This is a genomic window from Bacillus sp. EKM208B (assembly GCF_011800725.1).
Taxonomy (GTDB): domain Bacteria; phylum Bacillota; class Bacilli; order Bacillales; family Bacillaceae; genus Bacillus; species Bacillus velezensis.
In genome coordinates, this window is record NZ_JAANHO010000004.1 from 167,317 (window position 1) to 192,202 (window position 24,886).

Here is a 24,886-nt window from a genome sequence, read left to right on the forward strand (position 1 = left end):
CGGTCACCTTTTTTCTTATTGTTCGCTTTTTTGCATGAGCACTTTAGCCGGTTTCAGCAGTCCTTTTTTTGAAGGATGCGGCATATAAATGGCCACACATTCTCCGTCTTCAGTACAGACCGCTATACGGGCGTCAGCTGTCATTGCAGAAAATTCCGCCGGGATGTCAAACACTGACCCGTTTTCAGCTTTCTTAGCTAATGTATCACTTATGACCCATTTCGGCAAATGATTGAGCGCTCTTTCAATCGGCACGGCATGCTCTGCAACCGTTCCGTCTGAAACCTGCTGTTCAAGTTCCTCAAACGTGAAACACTCATCAAGGCTGAAATCGCCGGAAGCGGTGCGGATGAGATGCGACATATGCGCGGGATAGCCGAGTTTTTCACCGATTGTCACCGCCAATGTTCTGACGTAAGTGCCCTTTGAGCACGTGACTGTAAAGCGGAATGATGCTGTGTCTTCGTTATAAGTGACAGGGGAAGTGAGCGCGATATCTTCAATCGTGATATTCCGCTTCGGCCGCTCCACTTCAATACCCGCCCTGGCGTATTCATAGAGCTTTTTTCCGTTGACCTTTACAGCGGAATACATCGGCGGCACTTGCTCCTGCGGTCCCTTCAGTTCGTCTAAAACGGCTTTGATATCCGCTTCTTTCAGCGGCTCCTTGACAGGTTTTACGCTGACCGTTTCTCCAGTCTGGTCTTCGGTCGATGTGGAGAAGCCGAGAGTAATCTCAGCATCGTACGTTTTTGACTTGTCGGTGACGTACTCAACAATCTTTGTGGCCCGTCCGACACAGATCGGCAGTACGCCTGACACTTCCGGATCAAGCGTTCCCGTATGTCCGACTTTCTTTGTTTTTAACAGTTTTCTTATTTTCATTACACAGTCGTGAGAAGTCATGCCGACCGGTTTATGTAAAAGGAGAACTCCGTTAACCATCTGTCTTTCGCTCCTTTGTTATCAATTGTATCCCGTAAAACGCAGAAAAGAGGACAGACGACACTCGCCCATCCTCTTTCCTTGTTATTCAGACGGTTTATCTGAATGCAGTTCGTGAATCAATGTTTCGATACGGTTGCCGTACTCAATTGATTCATCAAATTCAAATTCAAGCTCAGGCGTTTTTCGGAGTCTGATTCGGCTGCCGATTTCGGAACGGATAAATCCTTTCGCTTTCTCAAGCCCTTTCAGCGCCTCCTCTTTCTTTTTCTCTCCGCCGAGAACGGAGATATACACCTTCGCTATTTGTAAATCACCTGAAACACGTACGTCTGTTACAGTGAGAAATCCGATTCTCGGGTCTTTCAGCTTTCGGCTGATAATATCCCCGAGCTCTTTTTTCATCTGCTCGCCGACACGGTTTGCTCTCATACTCAATTCAATCACCTCTAAGTTAAAACCACTCTGTTCTAGTGATCGTCCGTTCTATTTCGGGAAAGGAGTCAATAAACGCGAGTACGCGCTGGATCTCCTTTTCCGCCTGAACGTGAGAGGAGGAGACGACGGCGATTCCGAAGCTGGTCCGCTGCCAAGTGTCCTGATAGCCGATTTCTGCGGCCGACACGTTGAACTTATTCTGAACCCTCGTTATAATCCGCTTCAGAACGGCTCGTTTCTCCTTTAATGATCCCGCATCATAAATGATGCATTCACATTCCGCAAATCCGATCACTTTCTTTCGATTTCCTGCATGACATACGCTTCAAGGATGTCGCCTTCGCGAATGTCATTGTATTTCTTAATTGTAATACCACATTCATATCCTTGTGAAACTTCTTTCACATCATCTTTGAAGCGTTTCAGAACGTCTACTTCCCCTTCGAAGATGACCACGCCGTCACGGATCAGGCGGAGTCCGCTGTCACGTGTAATGTGGCCGTCTGTTACATATCCGCCGGCAATCGTGCCGATTTTCGACACTTTGAATGTTTGGCGCACTTCAACCTGGCCGATGACTTTTTCTTCGTATTCAGGATCAAGCATTCCTTTCATCGCCGCTTCAATTTCTTCGATGACTTTGTAAATGATACGGTGAAGACGGATATCTACATTTTCAGCTTCAGCCGTGCTCTTAGCATTTCCGTCTGGGCGCACATTAAACCCGATAACGATTGCATTTGAAGCAGATGCGAGAATGATGTCTGATTCCGTAATCGCACCGACGCCTGTGTGAATGATTTTCACTTTTACGCCTTCTACTTCAATTTTTTGAAGAGCGGCTGTTAACGCTTCGGCTGAACCTTGAACGTCAGCTTTTACGATTAAGTTGATGTCTTTGACATCGCCTTGTTTAATTTGTTCAAACAGATCATCGAGGCTCAGCTTCGCTTTGTCGCTGCGCTGTTCTTCCAGTTGCTTGGAAGCGCGTGCTTCACCGACAGAACGGGCTGTTTTTTCGTCTTTAAAGACGAGGAATTGATCGCCAGCCTGCGGTACGTCGTTTAAGCCCGTGATTTCTACAGGTGTGGACGGTCCGGCTGTTTTCACGCGGCGGCCGAGATCATTAACCATGGCCCGCACGCGGCCGAATGTATTTCCGACAACGATCGGATCTCCGACATTCAATGTTCCCGTTTGAACGAGAAGTGTCGCGACAGATCCTCTTCCTTTATCGAGCTCAGCTTCAATAACCGTTCCTTTTGCCTGACGGTTCGGATTGGCTTTCAGCTCTTCCACTTCACTGACAAGCAGAATCATTTCGACAAGCTCGTCAATTCCCTTGCCTGTAAGAGCGGACAGAGGAACGAAAATCGTTTCTCCTCCCCATGCTTCAGGAACGAGTCCGTATTCAGTCAGCTCCTGCATGACACGGTCAGGGTTCGCGCTTTCTTTATCCACTTTATTCACGGCAACGATAATCGGAACCTCAGCCGCTTTCGCATGGTTGATGGCTTCGACTGTCTGCGGCATAACGCCGTCATCGGCCGCTACGACTAAAATGGTAATATCAGTTACTTCCGCACCGCGCGCCCGCATTGTTGTAAACGCCGCGTGTCCCGGAGTATCTAAGAACGTGATTTTTTTGCCGTTTTCTTCGATCTGGTAAGCCCCGATATGCTGGGTGATTCCGCCGGCTTCTCCTTCAACAACTTTTGTTTTTCTGATGCTGTCAAGAAGGGTCGTTTTCCCGTGGTCAACGTGGCCCATGATCGTCACGACAGGCGGACGGATTTGAAGATCTTCTTCTTTGTCAGCCTCTTCATATTTTTCAAGCTCAGTTTCTTCAAGCACAATCACTTCTTCTGTTTCTACACCGTATTCAGATGCGATCAGTTCGATTGTGTCTTTGTCAAGCTCCTGGTTAATGGTAGCCATTACGCCCAGAAGCATCAGTTTTTTAATGAGTTCAGACGGCTCTTTGCCCAGTTCCTCGGCTAAAGCTCCGACTGTTAAAGAGCCGGAAAACGTAATTTTCTCAGGAAGCTCTTTTTTCGGCTTCAGCGGTTTTTGCTGATACTGATTTTTGTTGTTATGATTGCGTTTGTTTTTGTTTTTGTTGTTGTTGTTATTCTTCTTGTTTTTGTTAAATTGATTATTCTGCACGTCATTCTTCTTTCCGTCTCGAATTTTGTTTGGTTGATTCCCAGCAGGCTGCTGATTAATCCCTTGCGGCTTGTTTTTGTTCGTTTCCGCAGGCTTCTGAGATGTAACGCCGGCGCCGCCTTTTTTAAATTTCGCATCAAGCTGCTTAATGGTCTTTTCTTCAAGCATTGCCATATGGTTATTTACTACTATATCCATGTTTTTCAGCGCAGTCAAAATTTCCTTGCTTGAAACATTGATGGCTTTTGCATATTCGTAAACTCTCATTTTAGCCATTCGTTCACCCCCAAAAATATTAATCGAGCAAGCTGATCAGCTTATTCGCAAAACCTTGGTCAGTGACGGCGACAACGACACGTGATTCCTTGCCGATAGAGCGGCCGAGATCCGCGCGGCTTTCGACTTTTTTATAAGGCACTTTATAATAATTGCATTTATCGGATACTTTTTTTGCAGTATTCGCAGATGCATCTTCTGTCAGCAGAACAAGTTTTGCACGCGCATTTCTAATTTCTTTTATAACCAAGTCCTCGCCCGACACGACCTTACGAGCTCGATTGGCCAGACCCAGCAAGGGAAACCATTCCATTCCAGACATGTTATTTTTTCACCTTTTCCGCCAGTTCCAGCAATTCTTCGAAAATCTGGTCATCGATTTGTGATTGAAATTGATTTTGCAATGTGTTTTTCTTTTTCGCAGCTAAGATGCATTCTTTCTCAAGGGTGATATAGGCACCCCGCCCGTTCTTCTTTCCGGTCGGATCGACTGAAATCTCTCCTTCTTTAGAACGGACAATTCGGATCAGTTCCTTTTTAGGCTTCATTTCCCCCGTTACCACGCATTTGCGCAGAGGAATTTTTTTTCGCTTATTCACCTAAAGTCACCTCTTATTCATCCGATTCGGCTGTTTCAGGCTCCATAAAGAGCGGCTCTAAATCGTCATCTTCTTCATGCTCTCTCGGATAGATGCCAAGGTCTCTTGCATCCGTTTCACTTTTGATATCGATTTTCCAGCCTGTCAGTTTCGCAGCTAAGCGGGCGTTTTGCCCTCTTTTTCCGATTGCCAGAGAAAGCTGGTAATCAGGAACGATGACAGTCGTGGCTTTTTCTTCTTCGCTGACGATGACATCCAGCACTTTAGACGGGCTGAGCGCATTGGCAACAAATTCAACCGGATCATCAGACCAGTTAACGATATCAATTTTTTCGCCTTTCAGTTCATTGACGATCGCCTGCACGCGCTGGCCTTTGGGACCGACGCATGAACCGACCGGATCAACGTCAGGATCATCAGTGCGGACGGAAATTTTAGAGCGGTCGCCCGCTTCTCTGGCAACGGATTTCAGTTCGACCGTTCCGTCATAAATTTCCGGCACTTCGATTTCAAAAAGACGCTTCAACAGACCAGGATGCGTTCTTGATACATAGATCTGCGGCCCTTTTGTCGTTTTTTCGACTTTTGTGATAAATACTTTAATCCGATCGTGCGGTTTATAGCTCTCATTCGGCATTTGTTCATTGACGGGCAGCAGCGCTTCAATCTTGCCGAGAGACACGTAAATAAACTTGCTGTCTAAGCGCTGTACAATTCCCGTCATAATGTCTTCTTCACGATCGATAAATTCTGAGTAAATCACGCCGCGCTCAGCTTCACGGACACGCTGCGTCACCACTTGTTTCGCCGTCTGCGCAGCAATGCGGCCGAAGTCTTTCGGCGTTACTTCTATTTCAACGACATCTCCGACAAGGTAGTTCGGATGGATGTGTTGGGCGTCGTCAAGCGAGATTTCAAGTCTTGAATCGTATACCTCGTCTACGACATCCTTTCTTGCGAACACGCGGATCGTGCCCGTCTCACGGTTCAGATCGACCCGTACGTTTTGCGCCTGGTTAAAATTTCGCTTATACGCGGAAATTAAGGCAGCTTCAATTGCTTCGATGATAATGTCTTTACTGATGCCTTTTTCTTTTTCAAGAATAGTGAGAGCATCTAATAGTTCACTGCTCATGTTAGCGGTCTCCCCCCTTAAACACTAATACTTCATTCATTAAAATGTTACAGCTAATCTTGCGTTAGCTATTTTTTCATACGGAATATTGACCCGTTTCTTTCTTGTTTTGACCGTCATCTCTATTGTAACAGTTTGTCCATCAAATTCAGCCAATTTGCCTTCAAACACTTTTAAACCGTCAATCGGTTCGTACGTTTTCATGTACACATTTTTGCCCAGTGATTTTTCGAAGTCGGCTTTTTTCTTTAATGGACGCTCGGCTCCAGGAGAAGATACTTCAAGAAAGTAGTTCTGGGTGATCGGATCGGCCTCATCCAGCTTTTCGCTTAACGCTTCGCTGACTTTGGCGCACTCCTCAATATCAACACCGTTCTCGGAATCAATAAACACGCGAAGGAACCAGTTTTGACCCTCTTTGACAAATTCAATGTCTACGAGTTCAAGCTGAAGGTCATCCAGTATGGGCTGAGCCATTTCTTGAACGGTATCAGTCACTTTTTTGCTCATGTTTTTCCTCCTTGTGCTGTCGATATCATATCAGCCGTTCCTCTGCATAAAAACCCTGCTTCAAAAGAGCAGGGGCATTGAGAAAACGATGGACATGTCGAGGCAAAATTGCCTGTTCAATACAAAAGAGCGGGTTTCCCCACTCTTTGCCTCGGTAATCGTTAGCATTTCCAATAAAACTATACCATAACCATATATTTAATGCAAATCAAACTCCGCTCGGCGGCTGTGCACAAAGCTTAAAACAGAGACAGCTGGTTTTGGTCCGGAAGCGACTCAAGACAGCCGTGACGGTCTAAATACTCTAAAATGGTTTTTGACACTTTTCCGCGTTTTTGAAGATCCTCTTTTGAAAGGAACTCCCCTTCTTCCCGCGCTTTCACAATATTGAGAGCGGCGTTGGTTCCGAGTCCCGGAATTGAGTTGAACGGCGGGATGAGACTGTTGCCGTCAATGATAAATTCCGAAGCGCTCGAACGGTATAGATCGACCTTCTGGAAGGAATAGCCGCGCTCACACATTTCAAGCGCAAGCTCTAATACGGTAAGGAGGTTTTTCTCCTTCGGCGAAGCATCAAGCCCTTTAGAGCTGATATCATCCATCACCGCTCTGATAGCGGTCGAGCCTTTAATCATTGTATCAATGTCAAAGTCATCTGCGCGGACGGTAAAATACGCAGCATAATATAAAAGCGCGTGATGCACTTTAAAGTATGCAATCCGCACCGCCATCAGCACGTATGCGGCGGCGTGGGCTTTCGGGAACATGTATTTGATTTTTTTGCATGAATCAATATACCAGTTCGGCACGTTGTTCTTTTTCATTTCTTCTTCCCATTCCGGCGTCAGGCCTTTGCCTTTACGGACGAATTCCATGATTTTAAAGGCCAGTGAAGGCTCAAGGCCCTGATAGATCAAGTAAACCATAATGTCATCACGGCAGCCGATCACTTCGCTCAGTTCACACGTATTGTTGTGTATCAGTTCCTGCGCATTGCCGAGCCATACGTCCGTTCCGTGGGAAAGCCCGGAAATCTGGACAAGCTCGGAGAACGTCGTCGGCTTCGTATCCTCAAGCATCTGCCGCACAAATCGCGTCCCGAATTCAGGAATGCCGAGCGTCCCCGTTTTACAGCCGATCTGCTCTTCAGTGACGCCTAGCGATTCTGTACCTTGGAAAATCTTCATCACTTCCGGATCATCTGTCGGAATCGTCTTCGGATCAATTCCGCTTAAATCCTGAAGCATCCGGATGACTGTCGGATCATCGTGCCCCAATATATCAAGCTTCAGCAGGTTGTCATGAATGGAGTGGAAGTCAAAATGAGTCGTTTTCCATTCAGACCCCGTCGCATCTGCCGGGAATTGTATCGGTGAAAAATCGTAAATATCCATGTAATCCGGGACAACGATAATCCCCCCCGGGTGCTGGCCGGTCGTTCTCTTAACGCCGGTGCAGCCTTGCACCAGACGGTCGATCTCCGCACCGCGCATGTGTAGGTTGTGATCGCCCGCATAGCCTTTCACATATCCGTAAGCCGTCTTTTCCGCGACGGTGCCGATCGTTCCCGCGCGATACACGTTATCTTCACCGAACAATACTTTCGTGTAGTTATGGGCATGCGGCTGATACTCACCTGAGAAGTTCAAGTCGATATCGGGTACTTTGTCACCTTTAAAGCCTAAGAACGTTTCAAACGGGATATCATGTCCGTCCTTTTTCAAAGGCGTGCCGCAAGACGGGCAGGTTTTATCCGGAAGGTCAAAACCGGAACCGACTGATCCGTCATTAAAGAATTCGGAATATCGGCAGCTCGGGCACACATAGTGCGGAGCGAGCGGGTTCACTTCAGTGATTTCCGTTAAGGTCGCCACAAGCGATGAACCGACGGATCCCCGGGAGCCGACGAGATAACCGTCATCCAGAGACCGTTTTACAAGCTTATGAGAGATGAGATAAATAACGGCGAATCCATGACCGATGATACTTTTTAATTCTTTTTCTATTCTCGCTTCCACAATTTCGGGAAGCTCTTCACCGTAAATGCTTCTGGCGCGCTGATAGCTCATTTCACGGATTTCTTCATCAGCCCCGTCAATTTTCGGCGTGTACAGATCGTCTTTGATCGGTTTGATCTCATCGATCATCGAAGCGACTTTCTGCGTATTGTCAACCACGATTTCTTTCGCTTTTTCCGCACCGAGGAAGGAGAAAGCCTCCAGCATTTCATCTGTCGTTCTGAAGTGCACTTTAGGCAGTTCGTGTCTGTTTAACGGGTTGGCGCCGCCTTGGGAAGATATTAAGATCTTCCGGTAAATTTTATCCTCATCGTTTAAATAGTGGACATTTCCCGTAGCCACGACCGGCTTATTCAATTTTTCTCCGAGCTTCGTAATGTTGGTGATGATTTCTTTCAGCGCTTTTTCGTCCCGGACGAGCTCAAGCTGCAGAAGGTGTCTGTATACTTCGGGCGGCTGCACTTCAAGATAGTCATAGAAGGATGCGATATCTTCAACCTCTTCAGGAGATTTTTGCATCATGCCTTCAAAGACCTCTCCCCTGTCACAGGCAGAGCCGATTAACAGACCTTCTCTGTATTTATTAAGCTGCGACCTCGGAATGCGCGGCACTCTGTAGAAATATTGAATATGAGAAATGGACACGAGCTTAAACAGATTTTTAAGGCCGGTCTCATTTACGGCAAGCAATGTAGCGTGATAAGGCCTTGATCTTTGATAAGCATTGGATTGTCCCATATTCTCATTCAGCTGATCATGATAAAAAATGTCTTTTTCAGCGGCATCTTTGAGCATTTTCAACAGCAGGTAGCCCGTTGCTTCAGCGTCAAAGACCGCTCGGTGATGCTGGGTTAATTCGATATCAAACTTCTTACATAACGTATTTAAGCGGTGATTTTTAAACTCAGGATACAGGAAACGCGCGAGTTCCAGCGTATCAATGACCGGATTTTTCGCTTTTTCCGTTTTCAAAAGACGCTTGTACGCCACATTTAAAAATCCCATATCAAAGCTGGCGTTATGAGCCACAAGCACGTCATCGCCGATCCATTCTTTAAAATCCCGGACGACGTCAACGACATCGGGAGCGTCGCGGACCATGTCGTCCGTAATCCCGGTAAGCTCTATCGTCGTTGCTGACAGCGGATGGTGCGGATTGGCGAACGCTTCGAATTTATCGATGATTTCTCCGCCTCTTATTTTGACTGCGGCAAGCTCAATGATGGTGTCATACACTGCGGACAGACCTGTCGTTTCAACGTCAAAGACGACGTATGTGTCTTCTTCCAGGAGACGGTGAGCTGGATTGTATGCGATCGGAACACCGTCATCTACGATATTGGCTTCCATTCCGTAAATCATTTTAATGCCGTGTTTTTTCGCGGCGGAATAGGCATCCGGGAAAGACTGCACAACGGCATGATCAGTTAACGCAATCGCTTCATGTCCCCATTTTTTCGCCTGTTCGACAAGCTTTCCGATGCCCGTTACAGCATCCATTTGGCTCATCGGAGAATGCAGATGAAGCTCAACCCGTTTTTCGCCTTCAGGAGCGGAGTCTTCACGGGTTTTGGCTTTTATTTCATTCACGTCATTTGCAATCATGACGAGGTCTCTGACGAATGTATCGTTTTGAATGCTTCCCCGCGCCTTCACCCACATGCCTTTTTTCAGCGTTTTCATCAAAGCGGCGTCTTCTTTTTCTCTGGCGAACATTTTTACTAAAATGCTGTTTGTATAGTCCGTGATTTTGAAAATGCAGAGCGTGCGTCCGCTTTTCAGCTCGCGTGTTTCAGCATCAAACACAAACCCCTGCACCGTAATTCTTCTTTCTTCATCCATGATGCTGTCAAGCGTCCGGATTTCTTCGTTCTCTTTAATTTGATAGCCGATGACAAGCGGTCCGGACGGTGCCTGATCCTCATCGCCCTCTTTTTCCTTCTTCTCCATCTCGATAAGCGCCTGCATCGCCCGCTCCTGATCTTCAGCAAGCTTTTGCTCGCGGAATTTCTGGACTTCTTGGTCAGATACGAAAATTTCGGTATCCAGCTGCAGTTCCGGAAAGCCGAATTGGCGATAGCTGTGCTGAATCAGTGCGCTGTATTTATTTTTGAGCGCAGATGCTTCTGTATCTGTTTTTGTTTTCACGATCAGCTTGTTTCCCTTGAGCTTCGGCTTCTGCTGATTCAAAAGAGCCACCATCGGCGGCGAGGTTCCTTCAAGCTCTTCAATACAGCGTGTCCAATAATCCTGTACAAGCTCCTCTGTCACTGTGGGGTCAATGACCTGAACAGACGATGTGACACGGGCGATGTGAGCAAACGATTGTGTTAACCTCATCATGAATGAGTCATATATTTGATACGGCAAAAGAGCCTTAAAGCGAAATTGGAAATGCCAGGCTTTTTCTGCTTTATGGATTGTCAGTTTATCAATCTCTCCGTCTTCAAAGTATGTCATGAAGGTATCATCTGTCATATTAAGCTGCTGCAGAAGAATCTGAAACTGTCTTCTGTTTACTGATAACTGTTCCATTCAGACAGTATCCCTCCCTTAAAACATCATAAGTGAAGGTACCTCCGCAGGTGATGAGGTACCTTCTTTTTTCTCTATTTTAACATGATTTTGTGTGATTCGTTATGGTGATTACTTCGTCTTGATAAATTCAGAAAGCTCATCCACTGAAACTTCGGCAGATTCACCGGTTTTGCGGATTTTCACTTCTACGATGCCTTCGTCGGCACGTTTTCCGACAGTGATGCGGATCGGAAGGCCGATCAGATCAGAATCAGCAAACTTCACGCCTGCGCGTTCAGCGCGGTCATCGTATAATACCTCATAACCTTCCGCCTGGAATTTGCCGTAAAGCTGTTCAGCAAGCTCTTTTTGCGCTTCGTTTTTCATATTCAGCGCCAAAATATGAAGATCATACGGAGCAACGCTTTTCGGCCAGATCAAGCCTTTTTCGTCGTGATGCTGTTCAGCGATGGCTGAAAGCGTTCTGGACACGCCGATTCCGTAACATCCCATCAGCATCGGCTGCGCACGCCCGTTTTCATCAAGGTATGTCGCATTCATCGCTTCAGAGTAACGCGTGCCGAGTTTAAAGACTTGTCCGACCTCAATCCCTTCAGCGAAACGGATCGTGCCTTTTCCGTCAGGTGACGGATCGCCTTCCTGAATGATTCGAAGATCGGCATACGCTTTTACTGACGCGTCACGTTCGATGTTTACGTTTCGGTAATGACGGTCTTTTTCATTCGCGCCGCTAACAGCGTTTACCATTACTTTCACGGCTTGGTCGGCATAAATCTCAATGTCGCCGGCAGCGCCGATCGGCCCCGCAAATCCCGGCTCCGTGCCAAGTTTCTCCGCTACTTCTTCATGAGACGCAAGCTCAACCACTTCCGCGTTCAGAAGGTTTTTCACTTTCACGTCATTGACCTCATGATCGCCTCTTACTAACACGAGAACAAATCGGTCATCAGCTTTAAACAGCATTGATTTGATGCAGGCGCTCGGCTCGATCTGCAAGAACGAAGCGAGCTCTTCAATGCTTTTGACATTCGGCGTATCAATTTTCTCCAATGTCTCGGGTGTTTCATCTGACGGCTCGCTGTTCATGACAACTTCCGCCATTTCTGTATTGGCTGCGTAAGAGGATCCATCGGAATAAGCGATGGTATCTTCCCCTATTTCAGAAAGAGCCATAAATTCATGCGTATCTTTTCCGCCCATCGCGCCCGAGTCGGCAATAACGGGACGGACGTTTAATTCACAGCGTGCGAAAATGCTGCTGTATGCGCCGTACATGTTTTGGTATGTTTCCTCCAGACTTTCTTCAGAAGCATGGAAAGAATACGCATCTTTCATGATGAATTCGCGTCCGCGCAGTAACCCGAAACGCGGGCGTTTTTCATCTCTGAATTTAGACTGGATCTGGTAAAGAGTGAGCGGCAGACGCTTATAAGATTTCACCTCATCGCGCACGAGAGAAGTAATGACTTCTTCATGTGTCGCGCCTAAAGCAAATTCACGGCCGTGGCGGTCTTTCAGACGCATTAATTCAGGCCCGTACGTATACCATCTGCCTGATTCCTGCCATGTTTCAGCCTGCTGAAGGGCCGGCATCAGCATTTCCACCGCGTTGATTTTTTCCATTTCTTCACGCACGATCTTCTGAATGTTTTGAATGACCCTGTAAGCCAGGGGCATGTAGCTGTAAACCCCGCTCGTATTTTGTCTGATAAATCCCGCTCTCAGCAGAAGCTTATGGCTTTTTGCTTCAGCATCAGCCGGCACTTCTCTCAGGGTCGGAATAAGCGTCAAACTTTGTCTCATGTCTTCGCACCTCTGATTTTTTACTAGTCAATTATAAGAATAAACGCTGGATATCGTTCCATGTGACAACCAGCATAAGAAGCATTAAGAAAGCTACGCCGATAAATACGACAAATGCTTCCTTGTCACGGTTTATCGGCTTGCCGCGGATTGCTTCAATGAATAAAAACAGCAGCCGCCCGCCGTCAAGCGCCGGTATCGGCAGCAGGTTGACGATTCCCAGGTTGATGCTTAAAAACGCCGCAAACTGGAATAGGTTGATAATACCGGTTTTTGCAACTTGATCCGTCATATCATAAATGCCGACAGGACCCGAAAGCATATCAAGCTTAAACTGGCCTGTCACAATTTTGCCCAGATTGGTCAGGATCGCTTTTGTGACATCAACGGTAGATGTCGCGCCGTAGGCGATCGCTGCAAGCGCGCCTTTTTCAGTCGGCGCATAAGAGCCGAAGCGGCCGATTGTTTTTTTATTTTCATCTTTTACAGCTTCAGGTGTAACCGAGATATGAAACGATTTGCCGTCCCGTTTGACGGCGACATCGATTTTTTTTCCGGGATTTTCTTTTACCGCTGTCACGATGTCGGTCCATGACCTCATTTTTTCACCGTTAATGCTCTGGATATAGTCGCCTTCTTTTAAACCGGCAGCCGCTGCGCGTCCATTGTCTGTCAGCTTCCCGAGCTCAGGCTGATTTGAAGGCACGCCTTGAATGAATCCAAGCATGACGAGAATGACATACGCTAAGATGAAGTTCATTATCGGACCGGCAGCAATCGCCTTAATCCGCTTCCATACGGGTTTAGACCCGAATTGTCGATTGTAAGGCGCAATCTGCACTTCTTCTCCGTCTACGATAAAAAAAGAGGTCTGACTGACAGTAAAGCCCGCCAGTTCATCTTCTTTCCCCTGCTCGTACCCGGTAATCTTCATTTCGTGCTCAAGATCAGCCGTCTCCACCTCGATAATTAAAGCGTCAGGATATTTTTCCTTTTGATTAATGATGACTTTTTCCACTTCGTCATCTTTATTAAAAAGAAGCCCGACGGTATAACCGGGTTTGACTTCGATCATCTCCGGGTCTTCACCGGCCATGCGGACGAACCCGCCGACCGGAAGGAGTCTGATCGTATACACGGTTTCATTCTTTTTAAATGAAAAGATTTTAGGGCCGAAGCCGATCGCAAATTCACGGCAAAGGATTCCCGCTCTTTGGGCGAGCAATAAATGCCCGAGCTCATGGAAAAAAACGAGCGTTCCGAAAATAATAATAAACGCGATAACTGTATTCACGAACATACCACCTTATGTGAGTATTGAATTAACGTATCCCCGGGTGTCTTTGTCCACTTCTTGGATATCCGCAAGACTCGGATCCTGAATTACGCTGTGGCGGTCCAATGCTTTTTCAATCAGGTCCTCAATCGATAAGAATGAAATCCGGCCGGCAAGAAAAGCGGCAACGGCTTCTTCGTTGGCCGCATTTAAAACCGTCGGCATTGTTCCCCCTATTTTACCTGATTCAAAGGCAAATTGTAAGCAGCGGAACCTTTCAAAGTCAGCTTTCGCAAAATGAAGGCTTCCGATCTCCCATAATTCAAGCCTTTTTGTTTCAGGCAGAGGCAGCCGGTCTGGATATGTCAGCGCATATTGAATCGGCACCCTCATGTCCGGATTTCCGAGCTGGGCGATGACGCTTCTGTCGTGAAATTCAACCATCGAATGAATGATGCTCTCCTTATGTAATACAACGTCAATCTGTTCATACGGAATGTCAAACAGCCAATGCGCCTCAATAACTTCAAGTCCTTTATTCATCATTGTAGCCGAGTCAATCGTAATTTTTGCGCCCATCGACCAGTTCGGGTGGTTAAGGGCGTCGGCAATCGTTACAGACTCAAGCTCCTGCCGCGTTTTATCTCTGAAACTGCCGCCGGATGCCGTAATGATCAGGCGCTCGATATTTTTGCTCTGTTCGCCTTGCAGCGCCTGAAAAATAGCGGAATGTTCGCTGTCGACCGGAAGAAGAGGAACACCGTATCGTTTTGCGTGTCCTTTCACTATATGCCCGGCAGTGACGAGAGTTTCCTTATTTGCAAGCGCAATTGTTTTTTTCTGTTCAATCGCTTTCAAAGTCGGGATTAAACCGACGCTTCCAAGCAGCGCATTGACCACGATATCCACTTCGTCCATGACTGCCGCTTCAATCAGGCCTTCTTCTCCGATGCCGATTTGACATTCATGAGAAAAAGACGCTTCTTTCACTTTTTGGTATGTATCCATGTCGCCGACTGCTACATATTTCGGCTGAAACGTTCTGATCAACGGGATCGCTTTCTCGGCGTTTTTACCGAAAGTCATCGAGACGAGACGGAACTGATCTTGATGCATGCGCAATACGTCTAACGTCTGCTCCCCTATTGATCCTGTTGCTCCTAAAAGACAAATATTCTTCAAAATGCCACTCCCATTCTATGCGTCCAGATCGGTCTTATTTTCATATTAGCCTTTCTCATGAAAAAAGCGCAAGCAGAAAGTATAAGAACGGCATGACAAACAAAAAGCTGTCAAATCGATCTAAAATGCCGCCGTGCCCGGGAAGGATTTTTCCCGAATCCTTCACATCATAGTGCCGCTTAAGCGCTGATTCAACCAAATCCCCGATCTGTCCGAACACAGACAGAACAAGCGTGATGACCAAAAGAACCGGGTATGAAATCGGAAGGTGCGCAAACAGCTGAAAAACAGCCGTAAAAATAAGGGCGATGACAATACCGCCGAGAAACCCTTCCACTGTTTTGTTGGGACTGATTTCGGGCCACAGCTTCCGCTTCCCGAGCGACTTTCCGACGAAATATGCGCCTGAGTCCGTTGACCATATGACAACGCAGGCATAAAAGATATACAAAAGCCCGTTTGTTTCAATGTTTCTGATTTCAATAAAATAATGAAAACACAGTCCGATATATACCGTCGCGAGAACGATAAACCCGACTTCGTCAAACGTAAAGGTGTTTTTCACGAGCACCGTATAGCTGAGCAGAATCAATACGGCGAAAATCGTTACTTCCATTTTCGCATCGAAAAAATGATACTTGTCCGGCATCATATACAGCCATAACAACAAGAGGCTGATCAGACCCGGAAAAGAAAAAAATCTGAGCTTTTTCATCCGCAAAAGCTCAAAAAGCGCTATACTTCCCATCACGTAAACAAATACGGTGAACGGCAATCCTCCGAAAATAACCAAAAATAAAAATAGTGCCGCTGCCAGAACACCTGTTAACAATCTTTGTTTCATTTCCACCATCCTCTAAATTCCGCCAAACCTCCGGCCCCGCTGCTGAAATTCTCCCACTGCCTGCAGAAAGTGATCTTCTTTAAAATCGGGCCACAGGACATCTGTAAAAACAAATTCACTGTAAGCCACCTGCCAAAGCATAAAGTTGCTCAATCTGATTTCTCCGCTCGTTCTGATGAGCAGCTCCGGGTCCTGGATTGATTCCGTCATTAAATGCCCGGAAAAGAGCGCTTCATCAATGTCTTCGATATTCAGCGTGCCGCTTTTCACCTGTTCGGCCAGTGCTTTTGCCGCATTGACGATTTCCGTGCGTCCGCCGTAGTTCAAAGCGAAATTGAGAATCATACCGTCATTTTGTTCTGTATCTTTTACGGCTTTCTCAATCGCCCTGTACGTATGAGAAGGGAGCGCGGATTCATCTCCGATAATTTTCACCTGTACATTTTCCTCTATCAATTCAGGAAGATACGTATTCAGGAACTCTTCCGGAAGCTTCATCAAAAAGTCGACTTCCATCTTCGGGCGCTTCCAGTTCTCCGTTGAAAACGCATAAAGAGTCAGAACTTTAACGCCGAGCTGACTTGCGAGCTTTGTCACCCTTTTTACCACTTTCATTCCTTCATGATGTCCGGCAATCCGAGGGAGTGAGCGCTTCTTCGCCCAGCGTCCGTTTCCGTCCATAATAATGGCAATGTGTGCGGGAATTTCACCCTTCAGTATGTCTTCTTTTGTATACCGTTCTAAGTTGGAAGCCGCATTCTGCTGATTCTTCCAATTTTTGAGTATGTTGAGCATGAGATTCCTCCGTCACCCAAAAAGGTTGCGTTGCTGATGATCAATGTAATCAACAGTATTAACAAAAAAACCCCCTGTAAACATGAGAGGGTCTTTTCACATTATCTATTGTACATAGTTTTTCATTAAACTTCCATGATTTCTTTTTCTTTGTCCTTTGTGACACTGTCAATTTTTGACACATATTCGTCTGTCAGCTTTTGAACGTCTTCACTGGAAGCACGAAGCTCGTCTTCTGTAATGTCTCCGTTTTTCTCAAGTTTTTTGAGGTCATCGTTGCTGTCACGGCGGACATTACGGACTGCTACTTTCGCTTCTTCCGCGTATTTTTTCACGACTTTGACAAGTTCTTTACGTCTTTCTTCCGTCAAAGCCGGGATCGCGATACGGATAATTGTGCCGTCACTTGTCGGCGTTACGCCAAGATCAGCTTTCAGGATCGCTTTTTCAATATCGCCGATTGCCGTTTTGTCATACGGTGTGACAACAAGCATACGCGCTTCAGGCACATTGATGGAAGACAGCTGGTTTAAAGGTGTTTGGGCACCGTAGTATTCTACTGTCACTTTATCCAATAGAGATGGGTTGGCACGTCCTGCGCGGACTGACGCCAATTCGCGTGAATAAGCGGCAACCGCTTTTTCCATGCGTTCTTTTGTTTGTGTTAATACTTCGTTTGACAACGTTATTTCCCCCTTACGATCGTTCCGATTGATTCGCCGATTACGGCACGCTTAATATTTCCTTCTTCCATAATAGAAAAGACGATCAGCGGAATATCATTATCCATACATAGTGAAGAAGCCGTAGAATCCATGACTTCCAGCCCGTCTTTTAACACATCGAGATAAGATAATTTTTCGTATTTAACGGCTGACTCATCTTTTCTCGGATCAGCATTATACACACCGTCGACATTATTTTTCGCCATTAAGATCACGTCCGCTTCGATTTCAGCGGCACGCAGCGCTGCGGTTGTGTCCGTAGAGAAATAAGGGTTTCCTGTTCCCGCGGCAAAAATAACAACGCGTTTTTTCTCCAGGTGGCGGATGGCTTTTCTTCTGATGTAAGGCTCAGCGACCTGACGCATTTCAATTGATGTCTGCACTCTGGACTGAATTCCGAGCGTTTCCAGGCTGTCCTGCAGGGCAAGTGAGTTCATGACAGTAGCAAGCATGCCCATATAATCGGCCGTCGCGCGGTCCATTCCTAAGTCACTGCCTGTTTTTCCGCGCCATAAGTTGCCGCCGCCTACGACTACGGCCACTTCGACGTCAAGCTCAGCGATTTCTTTTACCTGTTTAGCGATGGATTGGATGACAGTCGGATTAATGCCATTTCCCTGCTCTCCTGCCAATGCTTCTCCGCTAAGCTTTAAAACGATACGATTGTATTTTGGTTTTTCCATAATAACCTCCAAGTGTAAACATTGCCGTTTCCTATTATGCAAGAGAAAAAAAGGTTTGTAAATATAGTTTTAAAAATAGGGAACACAAGTAGTGTCCCCTATACTGCCTGAAAAGCCGCGAAAGATTCGCCAAGGCTTTCCGCCATTATTTTTTCACTTGGTTCATAACTTCTTCAGCAAAGTTTTCTTGGCGTTTTTCAATACCTTCTCCAACTTCGTAGCGGACGTAAGTTTTAACAGATGCGTTTTTCGCAGCCACAACTTGTTTCACTTTTTCGTCTGGGTTTTTAACGAAAGCTTGGTCTAATAAGCAAATTTCTTCGAAGAATTTGTTCAGACGGCCTTCAACCATTTTAGCTACGATGTTTTCCGGTTTGCCTTCTTGAAGAGCTTGCTGAGTCAGGATCTGACGCTCATGGTTTGCTTCTTCTTCAGACACTTGGTCGCGGGAAATGTAACGAGGATTTACCGCTGCAACATGCATCGCGATGTCTTTTGCAAGATCTTCGTCAGTTGTTCCGCTAAGAACGGATAATACGCCGATGCGGCCTCCCATGTGAAGGTAAGCACCGAACGCTTCGCTGTCTTCTTTTGAAATAACAGCAAAACGGCGAAGAGTGATTTTCTCTCCGATTTTAGCAACGTTGCTTGTGATGTATTCTTCAACAGTAGAACCGTTTTCCATCTTTTGACCCATTGCTTCTTCAAGATCAGCAGGAGCGTTTGCAAGAAGGTGGTCAGCAAGCGTGTTCAGAAGCTCTTTGAAGCCTTCGTTTTTCGCAACGAAATCAGTTTCAGAGTTTACTTCTAAGATAACGCCTTTGTTGCCGTCAGTTTTAATAAGAGTAGAACCTTCAGCAGCGATACGGTCAGCTTTTTTAGCCGCTTTCGCAATTCCTTTTTCTCTCAGAAGGTCGATTGCTTTGTCCATATCTCCGTCAGTTTCAGTCAATGCTTTTTTACAGTCCATCATACCAGCGCCTGTTTTTTGACGCAGTTCTTTTACCTGCTGTGCAGTAATAGCCATTTGAATTCCTCCTTATATGTGTAAACAAGATATGTATAGATACATTTTTCTTGAAAAAAGGTGATAAAAGGCAGTCCCTTCTATCACCTTTTGATTAGGTTACGCAGTTGTCGTTTCTGTTTCAGGTGCAGTCTCTTCAGCAGCTTCCGCTTCTTCTTCGCCTTGCTTCGCTTCAAGAATAGCATCTGCCATTTTAGAAGTAAGAAGTTTGACAGCGCGGATTGCGTCATCGTTTGCAGGGATTACGACATCAATTTCATCAGGATCACAGTTTGTATCTACGATTCCGATGATAGGAATGTTCAATTTGCGAGCTTCCGCAACAGCGATGCGCTCTTTGCGAGGATCGATGATGAATAATGCATCAGGAAGATCCTTCATGTCTTTAATTCCGCCGAGGAATTTTTCAAGACGCTCTAATTCTTTTTTCAATTGAACAACTTCTTTTTTCGGAAGTACTTCAAATGTACCGTTTTCTTGCATTTTCTCGATGTCTTTCAGACGCTTAATGCGTTTTTGGATTGTTTCGAAGTTTGTCAGTGTACCGCCCAACCAGCGTTGGTTGACATAGTACATGCCAGAGCGTACAGCTTCTTCTTTAACAGAATCCTGAGCTTGTTTTTTTGTGCCGACGAAAAGGATTTTTCCGCCTTCAGCAGCAAGGTTTTTCGTGAAGTTGTAAGCTTCCTCTACTTTTTTCACTGTTTTTTGAAGGTCAATGATGTAGATTCCGTTACGCTCCGTGAAAATGTAACGCTTCATTTTTGGGTTCCAGCGGCGTGTTTGGTGGCCGAAGTGAACACCAGCTTCAAGCAATTGTTTCATAGAAATAACTGACATGTGATTTCCTCCTAATAAAATGGTTTTTTTCCTCCGCTTAGGTCATTTTTGTGCAGAACTGCCGTTTGCAGCACCCTCTGCATAAATCGTTAAGCGTGTGTATTTAACACCAAGAAATAATATAACACAGCTTTATGCGACAATCAAGAATCCTTTACAGCTTTGCCGCGAAATTTTAAAAACAGCTCGATTTCTGTCTTTCCGCTCTGCATCCGTTTGGCGATTTCCGCGGGGGTGAGCCCTTGTTCATATAATGCTGAAACACGTTCTTCAAACGAATGCGCGCCGCTGTTTTCGTCACTTTCAGCCCGTTCCGTTGCACTGATGAGCTTTTCCATGTGGTCCGGAATATCAGGCTCTTCTTTCGGTTCCGGCCGGGGTTCGGCGTCTTCTGCGTCCGGCGCTTGACGGCTTTTTGCGTCTTCGAGTCTTTCATTTTCTTCTTTCAGCTCAAGCAGAAACGCTGCAAGGGTGTTTTCCGTCTCTTCAAGAATCTTCTTCTGCTGGCGCTCCGTCTCCTTGAGGGCTGAAAACCTCGTGTACAGAATAATGACGGCATAAAGCAGTACGCCGTGAAGCACAAAGCTTAAAAGCCATAATAGTGTTGACATGTTTTTCACTCGCTAACCATGAGTTCATTATTGAATTACTTTTTCAAGCAGGTGCTTTAATTTGAACAGCGCCTTTGAATGAATCTGTGAAATCCGCGACGTCGAAAGGTTCAGGACTTGTCCGATTTCGGTCAAAGTCAGTTCTTCTTTATAGAATAAACTGACGACAAGCTGCTCTTTTTCAGAAAGCTCGTGAATTTTGCCCGCAAGCTGAGCGATCAGCTCGTCCTTCATGATTTTTTCTTCCGGCGGCACATTTTTGTCATCTCTGATCATCACTTGAATATTCTCACCGTCATCCTGGTCGTGAAGCTTTTCATCAATTGATAAGAGATTGGCAAAAAACCCTTCATTCATCGTTGATACTACGTCCTGCTCCGTCATCCCCAGCTCTTCTGCGATCTCTGAAGGCGTCACATTCCGAAGGTAGCGCTGTTCAAGTTTTTCGATCGCCGCTTCGACTTTTTTTGTCTTCTCCCGTGAAGTTCTGGGCAGCCAATCTTCTTTACGCAGCCCGTCGATGATTGCACCGCGAATTCTAAACGAGGCATAGGTATCAAATTTTAAATCCCGGCCGGGGTCAAATTTTTCTAGGGCATCATATAAACCAAGCATACCAAGGCTCATTAGATCGTCTTTATGCACCGATTTCGGCAGTCCGACGGAAATTCTGCCGACATGATATGTGACCAGCGGCATGTAACGGCGCATTAAATCATCACCGGCTTTAGGATCTTTCCACTCTTTCCAGCGCGACCAAAGCACCTGATCTTCATAATTCAAGGATTGCATTGTTATCCCCCTACCTCATACCTTTATTAAATCGTTGTTTCACCTTGTTTAACAGTTCGAATGTGCAGCATGCAGGACTTTGGCTCAAATTCAATCGTCCGGCCGCTTGAGCCGCCCGTATCTTCACTGATGACCGGAATGTTATACAATGAAAGCTGCTCTTTGATGGCCGCTACATTCCTCGGACCGATTTTCATCAGGTCGTTTGTCATTTTAAACTTAAACATCTCCGCTCCCCCGGCGAGTTTTGCCTTCAGGGCAAACTTGCGGCAGCCGGCTTTCAAAAGCATATCAATCGTCATCTTAACGGCGGTGTCCGCGTATTTTGCACGGTTGAGCTCCGCCGTTTTTGATAAACCGGAGTCCGGCAGCATGACGTGAACGAGTCCTGCCGTTTGTTTGTCTTTATCGTATAAAACCAGCCCCACGCATGAACCGAGTCCCGAGGTCCGGATTTTATCCGGGTAACGCGCGACTTGAACATCCGCAATCCCCACTTTAACGACTGCGGCTTCAGCACGGCTCATAAAGCCGCACCCAATGAGACGAAGAGCTTTTCAAAAGAATCATAGTCCGGGAGCATAAACATGTGGGCTTTGAGCTCCTGCCGGCTGCCCTGGTCAAAAATAGAAGTATCCACGACAATGGCATGCTCTCCGACTTGGCTGAGCTCCATCAGCCCTTCACTGATAACCGCGCCGAACATATCAAGTGAGATTTCCGGCACGCTCGGGTAAATCTCAAGCTTTGTCAAATCAGCCAATGCCGTTAAATAGGAACCTGCTAAAATATTGCCGAACTCATGTAAAGCAGAAGAACTCAAATGATCTTCGCCCAGCTGGTCAATATCAAAATCCGGATTTCCGATCAGCTCTCTGATAAACTGTTCCGCCTGATCAAAAGGCATGATGAGAAAGATAGAGCCGGTCATGTCGCCTTCCATTCTTAAAAAGATACTGGCGACCGGCGTTTCAGCCCCGCCGAAAAAATCAGCGAGCTCATCAAATGTCAATAAAGTCGCAAACGGCACTTCCATGTCTATCTTTCTGTTCAGCAGCTGAGCCATTGCAGAAGCCGAGTGACCCGCCCCGATATTTCCGACTTCCCGCAAAATATCCATCTGCTCTTCTTTGATCGCTTCAAACTTACTCATGTTGTCTTTTCCCCTTTAAGCATTAGGCTCTCCGGACGCAGATGCCGAAGCACCTTTATCCAGCACCGCATGCGCATCGATAATATTGAGGAGCCTGTTATCTTGCTTAACGATCTGTTTAATCCACACATCCGTTTCCTTTGTCTGGCTTTCAGGCGCGGATTCGATTTCATTTTCATGCACGGTGATGACGTCATTGGCCTCATCCACGACCCATCCGACATCAGCGTCACGGTAAGAAATGATGATAATCCGAGTCTCTTCTGTGATGTCCTGTTCAGGCTGGTTCAGACGTTTTCTTAAATCAAGAACCGGGGTAATCACTCCGCGCAGATTGATAACGCCGCGGATATAAGATTCCACACCCGGGACCCTCGTCGGTTTTTGCCACTTTTCAATTGATTTCACCTGGGAAACTGAGATAGCGTATTCTTTCCCGTTTATCATAAACACAATCATTTTTTCACCTGTTTTGATTTCAGCAGTCATTCGGGCACCTCCTCGTGTCGTTTTAGTAGATCAGCGCATTACAATCAATAATCAGCGCCACTTCTCCGTTTCCGAGAATCGTAGCGCCGGAAATCGCAAAGACGTTCGTCAAATAGTCGCCGAGTGATTTCAGTACGACTTCCTGCTGTCCGATAAAAGAGTCCACGACAAAAGCAGTGGATTTATCGCCCTTTTTCACGACGATTACATGGAACTGATCGGCATCCTGTTTTGAATCCGTAATGCCGAATTCTTTTTTCAGATAGACGATCGGAACGATTTGGCCTCTGAAATCAATCACTTCTCTGTCATGCGTCTGCAGGATATCTTTCTTATCAATAACAGCCGTCTCTATAATAGAAGAGATCGGTATCGCAAACGTCTCTTCTTCCAGTTTAATGAGAAGAACAGATATAATTGAAAGTGTCAGCGGAAGCTGGATACTGAAAAGAGAACCTTGGCCTTCCGCGGATTTGACACTGACAGAGCCCCCGAGTGATTCGAGTTTATTTTTTACGACATCCAGGCCGACGCCCCGCCCTGAAATGTCAGAAATTTGATCGGCAGTCGAGAAGCCCGGAGCAAAAATAAGCTCGTAAATCTCATTATCTTCAAGCGTTTCAGCATCACGTTCGGTGATTACACTCCGTTCGAGCGCTTTTTCAAGAATTTTCTTTCTGTTCAAGCCGGCCCCGTCATCTTCAACCTCAATAAAGACGTGATTGCCGCTGTGATATGCCTTAAGCACGACATGACCTGATTCCGATTTTCCTTTATTCACCCGCACTTCAGGCGATTCAATGCCGTGATCGATGCTGTTTCTGATTAAATGGACAAGCGGATCACCGATTTCATCAATCACCGTACGGTCCAGCTCCGTTTCAGCTCCGATGATGGACAATTCGATTTTCTTGTTTAATTCCTTTTGAAGCTGGCGGATCATTCTCGGGAAACGGTTAAAGACGGTTTCTACCGGCACCATCCGCATATTAAGAATAATAGACTGAAGGTCGCCCGAGATTCTGGTCAGGCGTTCAACGGTTTCAGTCAGCTCATTGTGGTCAAGCTCCTTGGCGATCTGCTCAAGACGTCCGCGGTCAATGACAAGTTCCTCAAAAAGGTTCATTGAAGAATCCAGTCTTTCAATGTTGACGCGAATCGTTTTCGAGCCGCTGTGATGCTTCGGCTGTTCTTCCGTTTTCGCTTGCGGCTTTGGCTGTTTCTCAGCCTTTTTAACCGGAGCTTCCTTCACCGGTTCAGCCGCTTGCGGTTTTTCGGCCGTTTTTAACGGCGCACCGGCAGAAATTTTGACATTCTCCACTTCTGAAATGCCGCTGATGAGTTCTTTAATTTCTTCAGCAGGCTGCTTTGTCAAGAAACACACCTGAAAATCCGTTCCGAAATCTTCCGTCTCAAGCACTTCCGCGGCAGGTATCGTTTTTGCGACTTCTCCGGCTTCATTCAGCTTTTCAAAAATCATGTACACCCGCACGGCTTTGAGCATGCAGCTTTCATTCAGGGAAACCGTTATTTCATAGCGGCTGAATCCTTGCTCTTCCGCCTCTTCAATAACAGTCCGTTCGAACTCATCATAATTCCATTCAGTTGAAGCCTGTTGTTTTGAAGCCGGCGGTTCTGCTGTTTCGGCTGAAGCCGCAGTCTCATGCACCGCATTTACGTCGAGCTTCGCACTCACTTCAGAAATATCACGTTTGCCGTCTCCTCCGTCAATAATGGACTGCACCATCTCTTCAAGATGATCAAGCGCTTCAAACAGCACATCCAGCCAATCTGATGTAACGGGCATTTCTCCGTTGCGGATGGCGTCCAGCACATTTTCCATCAGGTGGGTTAAATGCGCCAGATCTGTATATCCCATCGTTGCGCTCATGCCTTTCAGCGTATGGGCAGCTCTGAAGATGTCATGCACAAGCTGAAGGTCTGCCGGATCTTTTTCCAACAGCAGCAGCTTTTCGTTACATGTCTGTAAGTGCTCTTTACTTTCATCAATAAAGACATCTAAATATTGATTCATATCCAA

General features: G+C 46.2%; 24 protein-coding genes. All 24 read right to left on the reverse strand.

All coding sequences use genetic code 11. The features are described from left to right. Positions 1-15: 15 nt before the first annotated feature. Positions 16-945, reverse strand: coding sequence for a tRNA pseudouridine(55) synthase TruB (gene truB, locus G9F75_RS08765; protein WP_007611464.1), 930 nt, complete (start codon positions 943-945; stop codon positions 16-18). An 84-nt stretch (positions 946-1,029) separates the two neighbouring features. Next, entirely contained in the window at positions 1,030-1,383 is a 354-nt protein-coding gene (gene rbfA / locus G9F75_RS08770) for a 30S ribosome-binding factor RbfA (protein ID WP_003154185.1), read from the reverse strand. 16 nt (positions 1,384-1,399) lie between these two features. Continuing rightward, complete coding sequence (locus tag G9F75_RS08775) at positions 1,400-1,678, reverse strand: DUF503 domain-containing protein (protein WP_003154188.1); 279 nt, start codon at positions 1,676-1,678, stop codon at positions 1,400-1,402. After that, entirely contained in the window at positions 1,675-3,825 is a 2,151-nt protein-coding gene (gene infB / locus G9F75_RS08780) for a translation initiation factor IF-2 (protein ID WP_015417484.1), read from the reverse strand. Before infB ends, G9F75_RS08775 begins: the two co-directional genes overlap by 4 nt. Positions 3,826-3,844: 19 nt before the next feature. Further along, positions 3,845-4,147 carry a YlxQ family RNA-binding protein gene (locus G9F75_RS08785; RefSeq protein WP_003154192.1) on the reverse strand — a complete coding sequence of 101 codons (303 nt, stop codon included), beginning with the start codon at positions 4,145-4,147 and terminating at the stop codon, positions 3,845-3,847. 1 nt (position 4,148) lies between these two features. Further along, positions 4,149-4,424 (reverse strand): glucose-induced regulator RulR, encoded by a 276-nt coding sequence (gene rulR / locus G9F75_RS08790; RefSeq protein WP_003154193.1) that lies wholly within the window; start codon positions 4,422-4,424, stop codon positions 4,149-4,151. Between the two features lie 13 nt (positions 4,425-4,437). After that, complete coding sequence (nusA, locus tag G9F75_RS08795) at positions 4,438-5,559, reverse strand: transcription termination factor NusA (protein ID WP_003154195.1); 1,122 nt, start codon at positions 5,557-5,559, stop codon at positions 4,438-4,440. Positions 5,560-5,598: 39 nt separating this feature from the next. After that, a complete protein-coding gene (gene rimP / locus G9F75_RS08800; RefSeq protein ID WP_007409801.1) occupies positions 5,599-6,069 on the reverse strand; it encodes a ribosome maturation factor RimP in 471 nt (156 codons plus the stop codon). Positions 6,070-6,308: 239 nt separating this feature from the next. Next, positions 6,309-10,622: a PolC-type DNA polymerase III gene (locus tag G9F75_RS08805; RefSeq protein WP_029973458.1), complete on the reverse strand. Its 4,314-nt coding sequence runs from the start codon at positions 10,620-10,622 to the stop codon at positions 6,309-6,311. Between the two features lie 111 nt (positions 10,623-10,733). Continuing rightward, the gene (gene proS, locus G9F75_RS08810; protein ID WP_014417785.1) at positions 10,734-12,428 is read right to left on the reverse strand and encodes a proline--tRNA ligase; all 1,695 of its coding nucleotides are present in this window, start codon (positions 12,426-12,428) and stop codon (positions 10,734-10,736) included. Positions 12,429-12,459: 31 nt separating this feature from the next. Beyond that, positions 12,460-13,728, reverse strand: a complete 1,269-nt coding sequence (gene rseP / locus G9F75_RS08815) for an RIP metalloprotease RseP (RefSeq protein ID WP_095060061.1) — start codon at positions 13,726-13,728, stop codon at positions 12,460-12,462. Between the two features lie 6 nt (positions 13,729-13,734). After that, positions 13,735-14,886: a 1-deoxy-D-xylulose-5-phosphate reductoisomerase gene (gene dxr, locus G9F75_RS08820; protein WP_003154208.1), complete on the reverse strand. Its 1,152-nt coding sequence runs from the start codon at positions 14,884-14,886 to the stop codon at positions 13,735-13,737. A 55-nt stretch (positions 14,887-14,941) separates the two neighbouring features. Then, the gene (locus G9F75_RS08825) at positions 14,942-15,739 is read right to left on the reverse strand and encodes a phosphatidate cytidylyltransferase (protein WP_007409796.1); all 798 of its coding nucleotides are present in this window, start codon (positions 15,737-15,739) and stop codon (positions 14,942-14,944) included. A gap of 3 nt (positions 15,740-15,742) precedes the next feature. Then, entirely contained in the window at positions 15,743-16,525 is a 783-nt protein-coding gene (locus tag G9F75_RS08830) for an undecaprenyl pyrophosphate synthase (protein ID WP_014417783.1), read from the reverse strand. 125 nt (positions 16,526-16,650) lie between these two features. Beyond that, positions 16,651-17,208, reverse strand: coding sequence for a ribosome recycling factor (gene frr / locus G9F75_RS08835; RefSeq protein WP_003154212.1), 558 nt, complete (start codon positions 17,206-17,208; stop codon positions 16,651-16,653). Between the two features lie 2 nt (positions 17,209-17,210). Next, positions 17,211-17,933, reverse strand: a complete 723-nt coding sequence (gene pyrH, locus G9F75_RS08840) for a UMP kinase (RefSeq protein ID WP_003154213.1) — start codon at positions 17,931-17,933, stop codon at positions 17,211-17,213. Between the two features lie 145 nt (positions 17,934-18,078). Further along, complete coding sequence (gene tsf, locus G9F75_RS08845; protein ID WP_007611455.1) at positions 18,079-18,960, reverse strand: translation elongation factor Ts; 882 nt, start codon at positions 18,958-18,960, stop codon at positions 18,079-18,081. 99 nt (positions 18,961-19,059) lie between these two features. Continuing rightward, on the reverse strand, positions 19,060-19,800 hold the full coding sequence (gene rpsB, locus G9F75_RS08850; RefSeq protein WP_003154215.1) for a 30S ribosomal protein S2: 741 nt from the start codon (positions 19,798-19,800) through the stop codon (positions 19,060-19,062). A 143-nt stretch (positions 19,801-19,943) separates the two neighbouring features. Further along, positions 19,944-20,411 (reverse strand): DUF6115 domain-containing protein, encoded by a 468-nt coding sequence (locus G9F75_RS08855; RefSeq protein ID WP_022553339.1) that lies wholly within the window; start codon positions 20,409-20,411, stop codon positions 19,944-19,946. 27 nt (positions 20,412-20,438) lie between these two features. Further along, positions 20,439-21,203 (reverse strand): RNA polymerase sigma-28 factor SigD, encoded by a 765-nt coding sequence (sigD, locus tag G9F75_RS08860; protein WP_003154217.1) that lies wholly within the window; start codon positions 21,201-21,203, stop codon positions 20,439-20,441. Positions 21,204-21,229: 26 nt separating this feature from the next. Next, positions 21,230-21,730: a chemoreceptor glutamine deamidase CheD gene (cheD, locus tag G9F75_RS08865; protein ID WP_003154219.1), complete on the reverse strand. Its 501-nt coding sequence runs from the start codon at positions 21,728-21,730 to the stop codon at positions 21,230-21,232. Continuing rightward, positions 21,727-22,356: a CheY-P phosphatase CheC gene (gene cheC / locus G9F75_RS08870; protein WP_014417781.1), complete on the reverse strand. Its 630-nt coding sequence runs from the start codon at positions 22,354-22,356 to the stop codon at positions 21,727-21,729. Before cheC ends, cheD begins: the two co-directional genes overlap by 4 nt. A 15-nt stretch (positions 22,357-22,371) precedes the next feature. Beyond that, complete coding sequence (cheW, locus tag G9F75_RS08875; protein WP_003154225.1) at positions 22,372-22,845, reverse strand: chemotaxis protein CheW; 474 nt, start codon at positions 22,843-22,845, stop codon at positions 22,372-22,374. 22 nt (positions 22,846-22,867) lie between these two features. Further along, complete coding sequence (cheA, locus tag G9F75_RS08880; RefSeq protein ID WP_021493681.1) at positions 22,868-24,886, reverse strand: chemotaxis protein CheA; 2,019 nt, start codon at positions 24,884-24,886, stop codon at positions 22,868-22,870.